At 55.4% G+C, this 17,380-nt stretch carries 15 protein-coding genes; 10 read left to right on the top strand and 5 right to left on the bottom strand.

Translation table 11 applies throughout. The features are described from left to right. Nucleotides 1-58 precede the first annotated feature (58 nt). The gene (gene cas3, locus BKN05_RS05415) at nucleotides 59-2,839 is read right to left on the bottom strand and encodes a CRISPR-associated helicase Cas3' (RefSeq protein WP_286688146.1); all 2,781 of its coding nucleotides are present in this window, start codon (nucleotides 2,837-2,839) and stop codon (nucleotides 59-61) included. 438 nt (nucleotides 2,840-3,277) lie between these two features. Between cas3 and BKN05_RS05410 the strand changes: the two genes are divergently transcribed. Genes BKN05_RS05410 through BKN05_RS05400 form a run of 3 tightly spaced genes read left to right on the top strand, consistent with a single transcriptional unit; the run spans nucleotide 3,278 to nucleotide 6,328 of the window. Then, a complete protein-coding gene (locus BKN05_RS05410) occupies nucleotides 3,278-4,090 on the top strand; it encodes a PTS sugar transporter subunit IIAB (protein ID WP_286688145.1) in 813 nt (270 codons plus the stop codon). Between the two features lie 11 nt (nucleotides 4,091-4,101). Beyond that, entirely contained in the window at nucleotides 4,102-5,679 is a 1,578-nt protein-coding gene (gene ulaA, locus BKN05_RS05405; RefSeq protein ID WP_286688144.1) for a PTS ascorbate transporter subunit IIC, read from the top strand. Nucleotides 5,680-5,716: 37 nt separating this feature from the next. Further along, nucleotides 5,717-6,328, top strand: a complete 612-nt coding sequence (locus BKN05_RS05400; RefSeq protein WP_225746645.1) for a hypothetical protein — start codon at nucleotides 5,717-5,719, stop codon at nucleotides 6,326-6,328. Between the two features lie 29 nt (nucleotides 6,329-6,357). On the opposite strand, the gene BKN05_RS05395 is transcribed toward BKN05_RS05400, so the two are convergent. The 3 genes from BKN05_RS05395 to BKN05_RS05385 form a co-directional block, all read right to left on the bottom strand. Further along, nucleotides 6,358-6,717: a type II toxin-antitoxin system death-on-curing family toxin gene (locus BKN05_RS05395; protein ID WP_198491782.1), complete on the bottom strand. Its 360-nt coding sequence runs from the start codon at nucleotides 6,715-6,717 to the stop codon at nucleotides 6,358-6,360. A 17-nt stretch (nucleotides 6,718-6,734) separates the two neighbouring features. Next, nucleotides 6,735-7,304, bottom strand: a complete 570-nt coding sequence (locus BKN05_RS05390; RefSeq protein WP_225746643.1) for a Panacea domain-containing protein — start codon at nucleotides 7,302-7,304, stop codon at nucleotides 6,735-6,737. 98 nt (nucleotides 7,305-7,402) lie between these two features. Then, the gene (locus BKN05_RS05385) at nucleotides 7,403-7,885 is read right to left on the bottom strand and encodes a MarR family winged helix-turn-helix transcriptional regulator (protein ID WP_225746642.1); all 483 of its coding nucleotides are present in this window, start codon (nucleotides 7,883-7,885) and stop codon (nucleotides 7,403-7,405) included. 90 nt (nucleotides 7,886-7,975) lie between these two features. Here BKN05_RS05385 and BKN05_RS05380 point away from each other — a divergent pair, with 90 nt between their 5' ends. The 7 genes from BKN05_RS05380 (at nucleotide 7,976) to BKN05_RS05350 (ending at nucleotide 16,846) form a co-directional block, all read left to right on the top strand. Beyond that, nucleotides 7,976-8,395, top strand: coding sequence for an organic hydroperoxide resistance protein (locus BKN05_RS05380; protein WP_198491787.1), 420 nt, complete (start codon nucleotides 7,976-7,978; stop codon nucleotides 8,393-8,395). A gap of 54 nt (nucleotides 8,396-8,449) precedes the next feature. Continuing rightward, nucleotides 8,450-8,869, top strand: coding sequence for an organic hydroperoxide resistance protein (locus tag BKN05_RS05375; protein ID WP_049377754.1), 420 nt, complete (start codon nucleotides 8,450-8,452; stop codon nucleotides 8,867-8,869). 527 nt (nucleotides 8,870-9,396) lie between these two features. Beyond that, a complete protein-coding gene (locus tag BKN05_RS05370; RefSeq protein ID WP_286688143.1) occupies nucleotides 9,397-10,869 on the top strand; it encodes a DUF3375 domain-containing protein in 1,473 nt (490 codons plus the stop codon). Beyond that, entirely contained in the window at nucleotides 10,866-11,516 is a 651-nt protein-coding gene (locus BKN05_RS05365; RefSeq protein WP_198491793.1) for a DUF4194 domain-containing protein, read from the top strand. Before BKN05_RS05370 ends, BKN05_RS05365 begins: the two co-directional genes overlap by 4 nt. Then, nucleotides 11,509-14,871, top strand: coding sequence for an ATP-binding protein (locus tag BKN05_RS05360; RefSeq protein WP_286688142.1), 3,363 nt, complete (start codon nucleotides 11,509-11,511; stop codon nucleotides 14,869-14,871). Before BKN05_RS05365 ends, BKN05_RS05360 begins: the two co-directional genes overlap by 8 nt. Then, a complete protein-coding gene (locus tag BKN05_RS05355) occupies nucleotides 14,858-15,988 on the top strand; it encodes a DUF3322 domain-containing protein (RefSeq protein ID WP_286688141.1) in 1,131 nt (376 codons plus the stop codon). The genes BKN05_RS05360 and BKN05_RS05355 overlap by 14 nt, the downstream gene beginning before the upstream one ends. Before the next feature lie 147 nt (nucleotides 15,989-16,135). After that, on the top strand, nucleotides 16,136-16,846 hold the full coding sequence (locus BKN05_RS05350) for a hypothetical protein (protein ID WP_286688140.1): 711 nt from the start codon (nucleotides 16,136-16,138) through the stop codon (nucleotides 16,844-16,846). Nucleotides 16,847-17,000: 154 nt separating this feature from the next. On the opposite strand, the gene BKN05_RS05345 is transcribed toward BKN05_RS05350, so the two are convergent. After that, the coding region (locus BKN05_RS05345; RefSeq protein WP_286688139.1) for a hypothetical protein at nucleotides 17,001-17,380 on the bottom strand (380 nt) is incomplete at its 5' end.

The following is a 17,380-nucleotide window of genomic DNA, read 5'->3' as shown; positions in this document are numbered from 1 at the left end:
GCGTAGTGAATACTCCTGGGGCGGAGGTGCTCTCAGAGTAGCTTTGGCCTTGGACATGCTAACCTCTACCGTCGCTCATTATTTCGATTCCAAGCTCTGAGGAATAGCGAATTTCAAAGCGCCCAACCGTAGCTTCGTTGCTTTCATTCAGAACCAGAGCTAGTTGCCCTCGCAACAGATAGTTGTCTGCCCATTCACCTGGTGTAGATTCCTCAAGCTGGCTTACTACCACGTCGAAGTCTGTTCCATAACGGGTCATCCGCCCAGGCAAGCGCACTGTGCTCGATGCCAAATGAAGGGCCAGTTTGTATGAAATTTCGCCGCCATCAAGAACTTCACTGTTCCAACTCCAAGGCCGATATCCATAATCGGTAGCGATAATGGGGATGACCTCCACGCTCGGCTCAATATCACGTACTTGTGCCGCTCCCCCTTCCCCAGCACTGCGCTCAGAATCATCGACCAATCGCTCAAAGAGCGCTTTAAATTGCAGACCATGCCGAGGATCAGGCAATCGGTAATCTGTGGACTTCAAGTGAGCCGTAGCTTCCCCATGTCGCCTCTCATCTTCTGCTTCGGTCCACGCTTCCAGCCACGGTGCTGGGGGTTTAAAATCTGGGTTATACGCCTCAGCCACGAGCTTGGCAGTATCCTCTGGTCGCCGAAATTTCTCGGGCAACACAGCCAAGGTGGACATCAAGATCGCTCGACCATAGATTGCTTCCGCACCAGAATCAAACTCCGGAACTGGGTCTTTCTGCAGCACACCGCGAACAAAAATCTTCGGCTCCCGGAGACGGCGAGGTCTATCAGTTTCGGGGCGCGCATGACGGTGCAACCTACCGATGCGTTGGATGAGCAAGTCTATTGGCGCGATATCCGTGATGAGAACATCGGCGTCAATATCGAGACTCTGCTCGGCCACCTGGGTGGCTACCACAATTTTGCGCCAAGGACGACCAGCTCCACGGTGAGCATCAGGGCCAAGCTTTTGTCTTAGCGAGTCTTCCTTTTCCGCTCTTTCCCAGGCAACAAAACCCGCGTGGTGCAGCTCCACACACTCGCCATACATTTCCGCCAGGTGAGAATATGTAGCTTGAGCACGGCCGATAGTATTGCAAATAACAAGGGCACAGCCGCCCTCATCAAGTAGTTCGTCGAGCAATGTCGAAAGCGGACGCTCTTCCTCATTAAATAGCTGAATATCTCCCACCAGGTTGGTAGGCGATGGTTCCACGGAAGTAGCATGAATCTCGTCTGCCGTAGCTACGGTAATGAGCGGATAGCCCTGCTCACCTTCCGGCATATCTCCCCATGAATAAGCCTCCACTAGCTCCTTGCGCTTGTGCGGCGGTAGGGTTGCGGACATCAGGATGACGCTGACCCCATAATGCCCCAACCAGGCAATGGTGCTGCGAAGATAATCAGAAGAATACGTGTCGAAAGTATGCACCTCATCAAATATGACGACTTTGCCTGCTAGTCCCACGTGGCGCAGCATGGAATACCTTTGCTGCAATGCCATCATCAGCACCTGGTCCACAGTTCCCACGACGAAATTCGAGAGAATACCCAAACGGCGCCCGGACATCCATTGCGAGGCCACTACCCCACCACCGGATTCTTCTTGGTCATTAATACCGTTAAATTTCAGCTCCGTAAACGGCTTAGACAAGGCATTTTTAGAGTGCGCAAGGTACATGGACCGCACCGAGTTCCCTGCCACATTTCCAGCCCACTCAATTGTTCGCTCTAGCAGCCCATTAGCGGTAGCCATCGTCGGTGCCGCAAAGAACACTCCTTGCGTACCGTTGCGTGCCGCTAAAATCTCCGCGGCAGCTAGCGCCGCCTCCGTCTTGCCCACACCGGTCTCCGCTTCCAGCACCACAAGGGCCGACTCATCTAAGCCTTGGACCGCCTCGACCATCGCCCGCTGAACCCGGCGTGCCTTAAACTCCGCGGGCCAATTAAACGATTGCCGAAAATACTCATCAATATCCTCCCCACTAGTACCCTTCGGGGCCCACGGTAAGGTGAGGTCTATAAATTCGGCTGCGGTAGCAGTTCGCTCTAACTGACTGCCCTCCGCTCTGAGGGTAAAGGCTTTTTCATTGGAAGCAATCCAATCCGCCATCACCACCAGTCCGGCCAGCACCTGCGCGACGGAAGCGAGCATCTTCGGCATTGACGCCACTAGCTTGCCAATGCCTCTTTCCACCCCGCACAATTCCTCCATCGCCTCCACCAACTCACGGTGGACGGCTTTCCATTCAGCCGGGTAATCTTCTATCAGATTGCGCACTGCGGGGTTCGGCCCAGTCGCAATGCCGTGGTGCGCGTTCACTACGCCAGCTACCGCATTAGCTTTTGGTCGTCGAGCCCCCTGCTCCTCTAGCCATAGGGCCAAAATTTCTCCGGAGACTATACTGTGAGGAAGCTTGCTAAAGTTGGCTTCATCAACGCTGAGCTCCGTAGCCAGCCCGGCATCATCAACAGCGTTAACAAGGTGTTCCAACCCTTCCCGGGTCAGAATTTGCCGCTGGAAGGTTTTTAAAACTTTCCCCAGGTCATGACACCCCGCCAGCCACAGGTACAGCCCTTCCAATTCGGATTCTAATATCTGCAATTCTCTGCTCAGGAAGTCTTTGACCGGCTGCGATACCCAAGAGTTAAAGATCAATGATGCAGCGCATGCCGAATCCACCAAGTGCTGCGGCACATTAAGGAAATCAACCCCATCTCCCGGTTTCGCCCACAAGCTGCGCGCCTGAGGACTCCTTTGCTGCACCCAACCGTCGGCACGCCCACAGAATTCAACCGTCATCGCCGGCAATTCCATCTTCTGCTCCTCCGCAAGACTCTCACGCCACCGAATCTTCGACCTCAGTGGCTAAACAATTCACTACCCAAGACGTTAGCACCTCTAGCACCGCAACGTTCATTATTTTTCTACATTAAAATGAAACCGCATTAGAGTACACTCTTTCGCAGGTGTCAACACCACCTTCCCGTAGCAAACGGGATGAGCCTGTTGCAGTGCTCAAAGCAGCTTTTGAGCTGTCTCCCTCCCCGCGTCAGCGGGGCTTTTTACTTTCCACCCCGTAGTGCAGTCAATTCCTTATAAAGCCTGAGCACTCCCGAGAACACGGAAGATCCCAGATTGACTTCCATCCCGCCAGTGCAAACGTTACCCCTGCTTTTACCTCCCATTTTCCGCGGCATAGAATCATCAGTGACATTGACCCCAATGTCACTACTTCTGTGATGGGAGATGCATATGGCCACACTAGATTCCCTCTTAGCGCCCGGTGCAGTGGAGCTGCACGGCACCGCCAAGGACTGGCGAGAAGCTATCCGGCTGGCGGGATCACTACTGAAAGAAGCCGGCACAATCACCGCGGACTACACCGAGGCTATGGTGCGCTCCGTGGAAGAAACGGGCCCATATATCGTGGTGGCCCCAGGCTTCGCTTTTGCGCACGCACGCCCTTCGGAGGCAGTAAAAGAAACCTCACTGTCGTGGGTGCGCCTGGATAAGCCGGTGGAATTCGGGCACGATTCCAATGATCCTGTAGACCTCGTCGTCGCGTTTGCAGCACGGAGTGACTCCGAGCATCTGCAAGCGATGAGGCAGCTCGCAAAACTGCTAGCCACCAAGCGCAATGAGCTTGATCGCGCAGAATCCGAAGAAGAGCTCCGCACAGTCCTCACGGCATCGACTTCGAATAAGAAACGCGCAACTTCCACAGCACCGACGGAGCCGGCCCACCCAGCGAAACAAAAGGCCACAGATTCTGTCGCTTCCAAGGGAAAGATCCTCACCGTATGCGGCAATGGCCTGGGCACGTCGCTATTCCTTAAGAACACGCTCGAGCAGGTCCTTGATGAATGGGGCTGGGGACCGTACCTGAATGTAGAAGCCACAGACACCATCTCCGCCAAGGGCCGTGCAGGCGAGGCAGATTTCCTGCTCACCTCCGGCGAAATTGCGGCAACGCTGGGTGATGTCGGGGTCCCTGTGTACGTCATCCAAGACTTCACCTCTATGTCTGAAATCGATGGGGCTCTGCGCGAGCTCTATGACATTTAAGGAGCATCCTCATGGATTTTCTTCTTGCTATAGCAAATTTCCTGGTTAATGAGATTCTCTCCGTACCGGCATTCCTCATCGGTATCATCACCGCGGTCGGCTTGGCCGCGATGGGACGCGGCACCGGCAAAACCATCGGCGGCGCCATCAAGGCCACGCTCGGCTTCTTGCTCATCGGTGCCGGCGCCGGCCTTGTCACCGATTCGCTCGAGCCGCTCGGCGCCATGATTACGGGCGCTACTGGCGCGCAAGGCGTGGTGCCAACCAATGAGGCAATCGTAGGCATTGCACAAGACCAGTTCGGCAGCCAGGTCGCCTGGATCATGATCCTTGGCTTTGTGGTCTCGCTGCTCCTCGCCCGCTTCACGCCCATGAGCTACGTATTCCTCACCGGCCACCATGTTCTCTTCATGGCGACGCTGCTCACTATGGTGCTCGCGCCGGCCGGGTATTCCTCATGGATTGTGATTGCCTTCGGCGCTGCCCTACTCGGCATCCTTATGGTCTCGCTCCCGGCTATCGCCCACCCATTTACCCGCCGCATTACTGGAGATGATTCCGTCGCCATCGGGCACTTCGGCACTGCGGGGTATTTGGCTGCGGGCGGCGTCGGCAAGCTAGTGGGCGGCAAGGGTAAGAAAATGTCGCCGTCCACTGAGGACCTCAGGCTGCCAGAAGGCCTGCGCTTCCTGCGCGATTCCATGGTGGCAACCGCGCTGTCCATGGCGCTGATGTACGTGGTCCTTGCCGTGCTCTTCATCGCTCGCGCCGGTTCGGAGGAAGCCTTTACTGCTTTCCCGGATGGTGCTAGCAACGTGGGCAATTTCTTGATGCAGTCGGTTACCCAAGGCCTCCAATTCGGCGTGGCCGTGGCCGTCATCCTTTTTGGCGTCCGCACCATTTTGGGCGAGCTCGTACCCGCATTCCAGGGCATCGCAGCCAAGGTGGTGCCCGGCGCGATCCCCGCACTGGATGCGCCTATTGTCTTCCCTTATGCCCAGAACGCAGTTCTCATTGGGTTCATTTCCTCCTTCCTCGGCGGACTCGTCGGCCTTGCCGTCCTTTCCGCCTGGCTCAATCCGGCCTTTGGCATTGCGCTGATTCTGCCTGGTTTGGTGCCGCACTTCTTTACCGGCGGCGCAGCAGGCGTTTACGGCAATGCCACCGGTGGGCGGCGCGGTGCCGCATTAGGCGCCTTTGTTAATGGCCTCATTATTACCTTCCTGCCGGCATTCCTTCTCGGTGTCCTTGGTTCCTTCGGCTCCGCGAATACCACTTTTGGTGACGCTGACTTTGGCTGGCTCGGTCTACTGCTGGGCTGGTCCATCCACGCCGATGGCGTGCTGGGCCTCGTCTTCATTGCCCTTATCGCGCTGGCTATTTTGGCCTTGGGGTGGGTGTGCCAACGCAAGCTTGTCGACGCCCACTGGGACCCCACTCCCCACCGTCCTTCCCCCATCAGCAACGCCGATGCCGCCGCAACCAGCGGTGCACCCGGCGCGGCTACTTCTTCTGGAACAGCCAAGAAGTACCCGAAGGTGCTGCCGCCCGAAGGTGCGCCAGTTCCACCCGCCCGCATAGATCACTAGCCGCGCGCCACGCCCCGAAGGGCGCTACAGTATCCCTATGCAGCGCCCTTCCTTATTCCCCGTAGCGTCGATCCTTCTCGCCGCTGGCCTCACCGTGAGCGCCTGCGGCACCGGCTCCGATTCCGATAACAACTCCGCGCCGGAAAACGAGCCGGCCTTCTCCACCGCACAGGACAATAGCTCTGCCGCGGGCGAAGCCGAAGAAGAATCCAGCCCGGAGAAGGACACGAAGCAACGCCGCACCGAGACGGTCACTAAACAGGCCGAACCGGATCAGCCCGCTCCGCCAGCCGACGGCAACCACAACATCACCGTAGGCCAGATTGGCGGCTACTGCGGCACATCTTCATCAGGCGATTCCATCGACGCCGGCGATGCCACCTCCTGCGAATTCGCCGCCGCGGTCTTTGACGCCGCGATGCAGGCTAGCTACACCATGCGTTCGAAAGATCCCACGGTGACGGCGGTGTACCAGGCAGATATCACCGCCAGCAGCCCGGTGACCAAGCAGTCCTATAACTTGAAGTGCCACATGGGCAGCGACCAGCGGAATCTTACCTGCGAAAAGCCCGGAGATACTACGGTGCGCGCCTCTTTTGAAACCGCGGACCGAAGCGTGTGGACCAAGCGCGTGGCCACTACCAACTAACCGCTACTCTAGGAACTAACCAGACCGAACTAGATCAACCGTTCAGCAAACCATTCTGCAATGAAGCCTTCCTTCTTATCGCGCGCAGCGGCCACGGTTTCAACGAGCTCCACAATCTCTTCATCGGCGATTGGCCCCAGCCCAAAGCCTTCGATTTCTAAATAGGTGGAGGCACATACCCAGGCGATTCGCTTATTGCCGTCGACGAATGCATGCGCTTTTGCCAGATAGTGCAACAACGCTGCAGCCCTATCCAGTGCAGATGGGTGCAAGTACTCTCCGCCGAAGGTCTGTAAAGGGGTGGCCAATGCTGACTCAAGTTTCGAGCGATCGAGGAGGTTGCCATCCCGACCGATGAGTTGACGGTTCAGTCGAACTACCTCTTCCACCGGAAGGCAGTACTCATTCATCGGGTTGCAAGGATCTCAAGAGCGCCCTTCCAGCGTTCTATTGAAGCTTGCAAGCGCTGCTGCAGGTCGGCACCGGAAAGATTCTGCACAGAAAGCATAGGCCGCGTCGGCCCTTCAACACCACGAGCTTCCTGCAAGGCATAGTATTTTTTCATTTCCAGCTGCGAAATCGGCTCGTTAGCATTCGCCTCGGGGCCCATCTGACCACGAGCGACGATCCATGGACGTTCCGAGTGCGTAAGTTCAATCAATTCATCGGATGTCTTATCACCATAAAAGGCAATCACGGCATCGATGATCTTTTCGTCTTCGTCCCCTATAGCCTCTACATCAGCTCCCGGTAACACCGTAGAGGTTTTCTCGGAGCGTTGATATTTATTCTCGCGATAGAGGTCGGGTTCAACCGGACCGTCTTTCCACGCCTGAAACTCATTCGAGACAAGAGGTCGCCCGTACCAGCCCAGGCTCCATGCTTGGCAGTAATACGTAAGCTTCTCCAGCTTCCAAGCATCAACCCACCCCAGTTTGTTGTAGATAACCTGCGCGACGTCTACTGCTGTAGCCATGGCCCCTCCTCTCATAGTGCGAAACAATTTTTACGTGTATAAAGCCAAAATTCTTAAGCCAGTATAGCCTTCCTCATCTGCTATATGAAGATCACACTTTAGCCCTCAAAGTCATCCTCAGAAGGCCACGGCAGCTCCACGTCCACAGGCACGCCCGCCAGGATGTCCAGCGATTTCTTGAACTCGGCAAGGTCAAGGCCCACCTCCTTATAAGCCTCAGCCATGGCTTCCGGGATACATTCGGCACGGGTGCGGAGGGAGGCGCCATCGGCAGTCAAGGCAGCGAGGGTGCGGCGCTCATCGTTGGGGTCGCGCCAGCGCTCCACATAGCCTTGCTTTTCCAGGCGCTTGAGCAGCGGCGTGAGTGTGCCGCTATCCAGGCCCAAGCGGGAGTCGATGAATTTCAACGGCACCGGCTCATCCGCCTCCCACAGCACCAGCATGACCAGGTACTGCGGATAGGTCAGGCCAAGCTCCTCCAATAGCGGGCGGTAGGAGCGCACCACTGCCCTATTGGCGCGGTAGAGCGCAAAACACAGCTGACTATCTAGGGCGAGGTGATCTGTGGGCGCGTCATTCATGGCAAAAAGTATAGACGCCAACAAAACATTGCAGCCAATTTAATTGTGTACAATCAAAACCGTTTCGAGCACCTACTGAAAGGAGACAACATGGACGCCATGTACACCACCGAGGCACTGGCCACCGGAGCAGGCCGCAACGGCCACGCCACCGTCAAGGACTCTGACCTCGACTTCACCCTTGCCATCCCTAAGGAAATGGGCGGCAGCGGCGAAGGTGCCAACCCGGAGCAGCTTTTTGCCGCCGGCTACGCCGCTTGCTTCCACTCCGCGCTGCAGGCCGTGGCCCGCAACCAGAAGGTCGAGTTGGGTGACTCTGCGGTGGGGGCACGAGTGGGCATCGGAAAGCAGGGCGAGGGCTTCCAGCTCGCGGTAGAGCTGGAGGTATCCATCCCCGCCCAGGACAAGGACACCGCCCAAAAGCTTGCCGACGCCGCCCACCAGGTCTGCCCCTACTCCAATGCCACCCGGGGCAATATCGAGGTCACCGTGACCGTCGTCGAAGACTAGCGTTCTTGCGTACAATCGGCGGACGTACAAAGACCCGATAGAAAAGGAGTCATTATGGACGCCGTTTACACCACCGAAGCACTCTCCACCGGAGCAGGCCGCGACGGCCGCGCTGTAGTCAAGGATTCCGATCTGGACTTCACCATGACCGCCCCAAAGGAAATGGGTGGCAGCGGTGAGGGTGCTAACCCAGAGCAGCTCTTCGCTGCCGGTTACGCCGCTTGCTACCACTCCGCACTGAAGGCAGTGGCCAAGGACAAGGGTGTTGACGTGGAGAATTCCTCCGTCGGCGCCCGCGTTAACCTGGGCAAGAACGACGAGGGCTTCTACCTCGGCGTTGACCTCGAGGTCACCATCCCAGGCGTTGAGGACGACAAGGCACAAGAGCTTGCCGACGCCGCCCACCAGATGTGCCCTTACTCCAAGGCCACCCGCGGCAACATTGAAGTCAACGTTGGTGTTGCGCAGGACTAATTTCTAGTCCTCTCCCCCAGCCCACGCCGCGCCACCAGGCGCTCAGCGTGGGTATTTTTATGCTTTGCGCAACCTCTTTTCTCGGCGCCCCGAAAGACCACTCGGCACCGCAACAAGGCGAAAACCTTATTCTTTACAATCGGCGATTTTTAACAATTAGGGTTCCTCTCGGCCTCCCCTTAACCGCACTGATTGATCGATTTGGACCTCGCTAAAATAGTCCCAGCCGAGCTCGAGCTGTGAACTATAGATTTCTCCGTGAAGCTGAGAGCAGCGATCCCGATACAGAGGTCGCCCACATCTCTGCTCCGTCTTTGGCGTCGGTGAAAAATCCAACTCCCAGTATTTCATGGGAGTCGTTCACATCGCCGACGATTCGGACGGGCTAAATGACCTGTCACAGGCACGGCGAATACTGCCACATGTCGCGCACGGATCCTCTTTATACCTCTACTCGGATACCCAAAAATCGAATAAATGAGCCAGACACCACTGCACATGTCCGCCACAGCTGCCAAAATCGAATCATGTCTGTTGAAGCTAGGGCCCTCTCACTGCGACGGTTAATGCACAATTCTGCGGCGGTACGACTGCTTGCGGCTGATAACGCGCCGGTAATTTTGGCGCTGATTGCAGAGTACTTCCCCCGCGGTACCCGAGCACGGCCAGCGGCGGAGGTATACGAGTTGATGGTCACTGATTTTGAGGTTATTGCCAACGATTTTGCCATGCCCCGTACGCCCCAGAGTTACTGCACTGACTGGGTAAAAGCAGGATGGTTGGTGAGAAAGTCAGGTAAAAGTTCACACGGCGAGACGTTGGAACCAAGCGAAGACGCGCTTTCTGCTCTAGAGGCCGTCGAACGGTGGGAGTCACCGGTATCTGCCGTCACAGCATCACGGGTGGAATCCATTAGCTCCGCCCTGCAGCGGTTAGCAAGGGACACGAATAAGGATATCGCCAGCCGCGTTGCCAGTCTTGAGGCAGAGCGGAACCGCATTGACCAGGAAATTGAAAAGGCACGTTTAGGGCAGTTCGAATCCTTAACCTCCGCAGAGACAGAAGAACGTGTACAAGACGTGCTTAATATGGCATCGGCGGTACCGAGCGATTTCGCCCGGGTGCGCCACGAACTTGAGGCGCTCAATCATCAACTACGCCGCCAGCTATTAGACCCAGAGGGATACCGCGGCGATGTGCTCGAAGAGATCTTCACCGGCGTGGACCATATCGCTGAATCTGAGGCTGGACGCAGTTTCCGCGGATTCTATTCCCTCCTTATGGATAGGGAACGCAGTGCATGGTTGGACCAGTGGATAAAAGAAGTTCTAGAAAGCGATACCGGGCGGGAGCTGGCGCCAGAAAAGCGGCAACACCTGCGAAATCTTTTCCGCGATATGGAAGACACGAGTTTCGATGTCAACCAGACGATGACCGGCTTGGCGCGTAGCTTGCGCAACTACGTTTCCTCAGAGCAATTCGCAGAAGACAGGCGCATGATTGAGCTACTAAGAGAGGCGCGCGGTATGGCCATTGATGCCGCGCAGAACTCTGAGCTTAAGGCCTTTCACCGAATGGAGACGCCGCTGCAGCGCATCGGTATGTCCATCCACTCCGTTTCCCGCATTCGCTTAGCCAACCCAGGCCGGGAGGTAGTAGAGGAATCACCTGAGGCGTTCCAGCCAGGCGAGGAAAACGCAGAATCATTACTCGCGCTAGTTCGCGAATCAGAGATTGACTTTGAAGAGTTGCACGAGATGATTCGAAGGGCCGTCGATAAGGCAGGACCGTGCACCATTGGCCAAGTATTGCAGGCCTACCCTGCCACGCAAGGCCTAGCTAGTGTAGTGGGTTTGGTGCACATTGCGGATCAGCACCCCCTTCCTGACTTAAGAAATTCCACGGAGAAAGTCTTCTGGACCGAAGAAGACGGCACAACACGCGCCGCTTTTATTCCCACTATGTATTTCGACCGCACCACCATTGAGGAGCTATTGTGACCACTGCACTTAATCACCGCGTCGATTCCGAGCATGAACCGCCGCTATGGAATAGCGATAAAGGAACGCTGACGTATAACTCACGCCGCGCGTTGGTACAGCTGCTAAAAGGACCACTTATTCGAGCGCAGAAGGAACCTGTCCTGTGGTCCGCGATCATTTCAGACGAAGAAAACCTGCGGGCTAGACTGCACGAGTTATTTCTCGAGCTCGTTATCGATGAAGCAGAAGGATTCGCCTTCACCCGAATGGTGGAAGAAGAAACGTTAGCTATTCCGCAGGTGCTGCGCACGGATAAGCTCAAGCACATCGACACCGCCATTTTGCTAAACCTGCGCCAAGAACTGGGGTTGGCGCTACCCGGCGAACGTGTAATCGTGGACGTGGAGGATCTGCGAGAGGGAATCGGGTACGTACGCGCAGTTGATAACCGCGACGAAGCCGGATTCAATAATCGCTTCAATGCAGCAATCAAACGCATCCGCAATGAATATTCACTGTTAAGCGCTACTGAGACAGAAGGCCGGTTTGAGGTTTCGCCCGTATTGCGGCAGCTTTTCGATGCCGCCACGGTTACCGCCATCCGAGACGAGTACGCCCGCCTAGCGGAGACAGGGCATGACCAAGAGGATGCTTCCAATGACTAATATTTACCCAGGCCAATACCGGATAAGCCGCATTCAACTAATTAACTGGGGCACATTTCACGGATACTTTTCCATCCCCGTAGCTAGAAAGGGTTTCCTGATCACCGGCGGATCGGGTTCCGGCAAATCTACCTTATTGGATGCAATGTCAGCGGTGTTAGTACCGCAGAAAGATCTGAAGTTTAACGCGGCGTCGCAACAAGACCTTGGGCGGCATGATGGTCGCAATCTCGTATCCTATGTGCGTGGTGCATGGCGGCAACAGGAAAATGCACAGACGGGCGAGATTGCTCCGGAATACCTGCGAACGGGCGCAACGAATTCAATTGTGGCGCTGACCTACGATAACGGAGCTGGAAAGCAACATACCCTCATTGCCATTTTCCGTCTCAATGGCGGTGAAAATTCCGTGAGCCAGGTTAAAAAGCTGTACGGAGTGGTGCAGGGAGACGAGGACATCGATAAGTTGAGTTCCCTGCTCACGCGAAGCCTAGATACCCGCAAGATTAAAGCTTTGTATAAAGGACCAGGGGCTTCTTTCACACAGACGTATAGTACGTTCGCAGATCGCTTTCGTAAGCGCCTTGGGATCAAAAGCGAACTAGGCCAGGTGCTCCTGCACCGCACTCAATCCGCTAAGTCCCTGTCCAGCCTGGATCAGCTCTTCCGAGGCTACATGCTGGACAAGCCCTCTACTTTCGAGCGAGCCGATGAAGCTGTGGAGCAATTCGAGGACCTCCGCCAAGCTTACCTACGGGTGGAGGATGTCAAAGCACAGATTGACACACTCGCTCCCCTTCCCCGTCTGCATGCGCAGCGAGATGTTGCAGAATCTGCCAAGCACAAGGCCGAGGCCATGAGTGAAGCGCTACCAGCGGTCCGAGCTCACATGGTGGCAGAGGAATTGGATTATCAAATCAGAGCGCTTAACGCGCAATTGACTGAGGCGCAATCAGATACAGAGTCTCTCGAGGAAGAGGTCAAACACCTCGACGAGGCGGAACGGTTAGCAGCAGTGGCTGTGTCTCAACTTGGTGCCGGTGAGCTCGATGCCCTGAGTGCAAAAATGGAGACTGCTGAAAAAGAAATCGAGCACCGATCCAAAGAATTCCGGCGCTTGGCCGCTGCAGCCGGCCGATGGACCGACAATTATGAGTTCAATCCGCACGGCTTTGCGGAACTTCAGGCTAATGCGAAGCTGCGCATCGCGGACTTCGAGGCTGACTCTGCCAAGCTCATCAATCAGCAGCAAGAGGCTGGAGTAGCTGCTCGCGACGCCGCGACAACGTTTGCCACTCTGAAAAGCGAACTCGCTTCTTTCGGTTCGCGAAACACCAACATAGATAGGGCATTGGTAGAGCTACGGTCCCAGCTCGCTCACGATACGGGGTACGCCGAGTCAGAACTTCCCTTTGCTGGTGAGCTCATGGATATTAGTCCGCAGCAGACGGAATGGGAGCCGGTCCTCCAAAAGCTTCTTCACGGGTTTGCTGCTACCCTGCTGGTTCCAGAAAGCGCGCGGAAAGCGATTAATCAGTGGGTCAATTCTCGGAACGTGGGGACCCGGCTCGAATACCGCACCATCCCTGAGTTTGCACCGGCACCAGCAACTGCGCGTAGCCCACAACAACTCATTCACAAGCTGGAATTCCAAGACCACCCTATGGCGCCGTGGGTCCGCCATCATATTTCACGCCGATTCAATTATGAATGCGTCAGTTCAGTCGCGGCTCTGGAACAGGTAACTAAGACCCCAGCTGTTACTCGCGATGGCTTGGAAAGCCGCCCTCAGGATAAAGACGGGTCTACCCGCTTTATTAAAGACGACCGCAGGCGTTTTTCCGGCACCCGCTGGTACCGAGTGGGCTCTACCAATGACGCCAAGATTGAGCTGCTGCGCACGCAACTCGATAAAGCGAAAGCCCATGCCAGTGCCACCGCCAAGCTAGTTCAAGACTTAAACCGAAAAATGGATATCCTGCGCACTCAACGCGATAAAGCGAAACTGGTGTTAGAGACTAAGTTTCAGGATATTGATACCGCATCTGCAGAAACTCGCAAACGAGATCTGCAACGGCAATATGATTCTCTCGCCTCGTCACCCGAGGCGAAAGCCCTACATGCCGCGCACAATCGAGCAAAGGAAAGTCTTGCTGCAGCCCGTGCCCGCCTTAAGCAATCCCAAAAGCACCTTGGAAGCATAGAGGGCGAGCTCCAGCGCTCCACACAGCGTCGCCAGAACATCGGCACCGTACCTCCCATCGCTGACGAAACCATAGCCAAGGAGGTCAAAGAAGCCCTCCACAACGGAAGACGCAAGCTTTCCATCGATGACATCGATGCCCGGCGCGATGCAGTACAAAACAGCTTGCACGATACATCCCGCGCGGCTGCACGAAACATCGAGGAGATAAATGCCAAGATTGTCTCCGTTCTCCACAAATACTTGTCTCAGTGGCCAGCGGAATCTGCGGATTTACAGCCACAGGCAAACTTTGCCGGTGAAGGCATTGAAAAGTTGAAGTTCCTTCGGGCAGATCGCCTTGCCGATTTCCGCGCTCAGTTCCTAGAACTACTCAACGGAACAACGGTGCAAAATCTGTCTCATCTTGCTTCTTCGTTGCGCCACGCCCGCAGCGATATCGAACTACGTATGGAATTTATCAATAAGTCACTGCAGCGCTCGCCTTTTAATGGTGACCGCATCTTGCGAATTGATGTGAAAGACGCTCGCGGCCAGGTAGTACAGGAATTCCAGCGAGATCTAGATTCCGCGACTTCGCATAGCCTTGCCGAGATCAGCGCAGATGAGCCGGAAGCGGCGTTACGGCGCTACCATGCTTTGGACAAAATTCTCAGCCGCTTGGGTTCAACCCAACCGGAAGATATTCGCTGGCGCAACCTGGTTCTTGATACCCGAAAACACGTAAGCTTTATCGGCCGCGAATGCTACCCCGACGGAACTACCGCCAATACTTATCAGGATTCTGCTTCCCTCTCTGGTGGCCAGGCACAAAAGTTAGTTTTCTTCTGCCTGGCTGCGGCCCTACGTTTCCGGTTAGCGGAGCCGGATCAGGATGTTCCCACCTATGGTTCCATCATTTTGGACGAAGCTTTTGACCGCGCAGATCCGGCCTTTACCCGCACAGCAATGTCGGTGTTTGAATCGTTTGGTTTCCACATGATTTTGGCAACGCCATTCAAGCTGATTCAAACTTTATCGCCCTACGTCGACGGCACCATCGTGGTCAACTACGACGAGCCCATCATTCATGGCCGTCCACAGGCACGCACAGGCTATTCGCTTATCGACGCCGCCTCGTATCCCCAGGAGGACCCCAATGCGGATTCCTAAAGACCTACAAGCACATGCGGCAAAGCACCTGCGCAACCACTTTGCGGAGGCGCTATCTTCACCGGATTCCCTCCGCTTGGACTGGCCGCTTCATCCACCGACGGCAGCCACCGCCAAACGCGATTTACCAATGACCCAAGAATTCATCCGCGCCTGGCAGCGCTGGCCGCACCAGGAAGAGGTTATCTACGAGTCCCGCAATTGGTCGCGTACTGGGCTGGGCACCAATTCCGTTCCAGTACGCGTGGTAATTAATGGTGCAGAACGCATCGCTTCCACAGCAGGCATGGCCACAACATACTCGCATGCGGTTCAAAGAGCCCAAAAGATCGCCTCGATCTTCCCCGAGCGCCCTGACTTCGCTCACACCGTTCACCGTGCTTACAAGCAGTGGAAAAACTTAAGCGCCTACGACCTGCATTGCTTGGGACCGTGTTTGAACTGGTTGCTCACCCATCCCGATTCCGGCGAGTGGGAGCGCGCCGTCCCCGTAGAAGACGTTGATGGCAAGTGGATCGGATCCCACCGGCGCCTGCTGCTAACCCTGCTTTCTCCTTTCGGCATCACGGAACTAGGACTGCGCCGCAGCGACGCCCGTATTCGCTTGCGCTATCTCAACCACGCCCCGGTACTATCCGACCTCGAGATTCCACTCTCCCACGCCGCATCCCTCTTCCCCGCCAGGCCACCGCGAGTGCTCATCGTGGAAAATAAACAAACCTTTCTGGCTTTACCTACGCTTTCCGACACCGCCCCTCCCACTATTGCCGTTTTGGGCTCCGGCACCGCAGCGCAGCAGCTTCACGCCCTCGACTGGCTTCACCAATCCGAAATCACCTACTGGGGTGATCTCGACGCTGCGGGCTTCAGCATCCTCAACGCTGTGCGTGCCCGCTTCCCCCACACCACATCTCTACTCATGGATACTGCTACCGTAACTGCGTTTAGGCACCTCGCTGTCCCTGACCCTGGCGATGGTTCAGCCACCCTCACTCACCTCACCATCGAAGAGCAGGAAGCCTACCATCTACTCTTCACCAAGGGCAGGCTGCGCATTGAGCAAGAGCGAATCCCTTTCACACACGCGAGCGATGCTGTCCACCACACACTAGATTGATCCAAGGTCCAAAGTCACGCTCGGAAACCGAATGGTCGGGCCGCCACGTAATTGAGCTCAGAACTGTTACACATATTAGCTCTCAACATTGTCTGGCCCTAATCAATATGCTTAGGTAACATTCGAACATATAATTCAATCGTTCATTTGGAGATGCCTTTGCCAGACCGGATTCACCCTTCCCTTTTACGTATTTTCCAACGCTCGACACCTGATGACACCATTGCCTTCGTCGACGAAAGCTACGTTGCACCGGAGGAGGACTTTTCAGAATCTTTCTATATCTTGGTCGGCACAGCCATCAAATTCGAACACCTTGGTAGCACTCGGAGTCTCCTCAGGGAAACTGCGCAGTCGAGCTATTGGCATACAACTGAATCGATGCGTAGTTGTGATGGCCGCAAGAAAGTCGAAGAAATGCTCAAGCTATGCGATGACTTTGAGGATTTGCAATATATAGCCTGCCTTCGACCACTGCAACGAAATCAGGATATTGAGCACGCTCGCCAAGATTGCCTCGAACAGCTCATTACTACGCTCACCAAGAACGAGCCTTCTCTGAAAGGCATAATTTTCGAAGCACGCCACTCTCAGTCAGATAACGACAAAGACAGAAATACTCTCAAGCGCATGCGCAAGAAAAAGTTACTGCACCCCGAAATCAATTTGGCATGGGTTAGCCCTGCCGATGAAACTTGCCTTTGGATTCCGGACCTCGTCGCTTTCACTTACAGGCGCACTTTTACCCACGGAGGACAAAGCACATCTCTGTACCAAAAATACTTGGAAGAGCATTGCGAAATTCTAAAGGTAACTCCTAAGCAAAAATCTCCGAAGCCGAGCCGAGGCTGGAGATAAAATGACCCTCACCTGCCAGTAGCCTCGGTGAGGGTCGAGCGGCTGTACATGATGTAGGGCCGCTCCTGCTAAGGATTATGCCCTACCAACCCCTTTAGAGTCAATAGCATCTCTATAGGAGCATCATGACGCAGTTACATGCGCGCTGACGGAGTTAGTCAACAAATCCCTCTTGGCCCAGGCGGTCGAGATAAGAGTTCCAGTCCTCAAAGACATCTCTTAAGGCATGGATCGGGTCGACATCGATACCGCTGCAGTGCCTAAACTCTTGGAGGCTAAATGCCGCTGCACCGACCGCAATTGCAGTCCGAATAGCAATTTCAAAGGTTTCAACTGCATTCTGCCGCCCATCTCTATCTTGGGATAAAGCGAGTTCAATTTGTCTCACCACATTATGGTGCACAGATCGGTTGAACCGGCTGTACATTGCTCCGCCTGTCGATTTGGGGTAGTTGGTACCGCGAGTCTGCGTAGTTGGTACCGGTGTTCCACGTACCCGGTACTGCAAGGGGTTTTCTTTCATAGTTGATGTTG

The organism is Corynebacterium sp. S5S1 (genome assembly GCF_001913985.1).
GTDB classification, from domain to species: domain Bacteria; phylum Actinomycetota; class Actinomycetes; order Mycobacteriales; family Mycobacteriaceae; genus Corynebacterium; species Corynebacterium marquesiae.
This window is presented reverse-complemented; position numbering and strand designations above follow the sequence as displayed.

Excerpts from the sequence above, each read along its gene's own strand:
- cas3 (WP_286688146.1), bottom strand. The coding sequence starts at position 2,839 with ATGGAATTGCCGGCGATGACGGTTGAATTCTGTGGGCGTGCCGACGGT.
- BKN05_RS05410 (WP_286688145.1), top strand. The coding sequence starts at position 3,278 with ATGGCCACACTAGATTCCCTCTTAGCGCCCGGTGCAGTGGAGCTGCAC.
- ulaA (WP_286688144.1), top strand. The coding sequence starts at position 4,102 with ATGGATTTTCTTCTTGCTATAGCAAATTTCCTGGTTAATGAGATTCTC.
- BKN05_RS05400 (WP_225746645.1), top strand. The coding sequence starts at position 5,717 with ATGCAGCGCCCTTCCTTATTCCCCGTAGCGTCGATCCTTCTCGCCGCT.
- BKN05_RS05390 (WP_225746643.1), bottom strand. The coding sequence starts at position 7,304 with ATGGCTACAGCAGTAGACGTCGCGCAGGTTATCTACAACAAACTGGGG.
- BKN05_RS05385 (WP_225746642.1), bottom strand. The coding sequence starts at position 7,885 with ATGAATGACGCGCCCACAGATCACCTCGCCCTAGATAGTCAGCTGTGT.
- BKN05_RS05380 (WP_198491787.1), top strand. The coding sequence starts at position 7,976 with ATGGACGCCATGTACACCACCGAGGCACTGGCCACCGGAGCAGGCCGC.
- BKN05_RS05375 (WP_049377754.1), top strand. The coding sequence starts at position 8,450 with ATGGACGCCGTTTACACCACCGAAGCACTCTCCACCGGAGCAGGCCGC.
- BKN05_RS05370 (WP_286688143.1), top strand. The coding sequence starts at position 9,397 with ATGTCTGTTGAAGCTAGGGCCCTCTCACTGCGACGGTTAATGCACAAT.
- BKN05_RS05360 (WP_286688142.1), top strand. The coding sequence starts at position 11,509 with ATGACTAATATTTACCCAGGCCAATACCGGATAAGCCGCATTCAACTA.
- BKN05_RS05355 (WP_286688141.1), top strand. The coding sequence starts at position 14,858 with ATGCGGATTCCTAAAGACCTACAAGCACATGCGGCAAAGCACCTGCGC.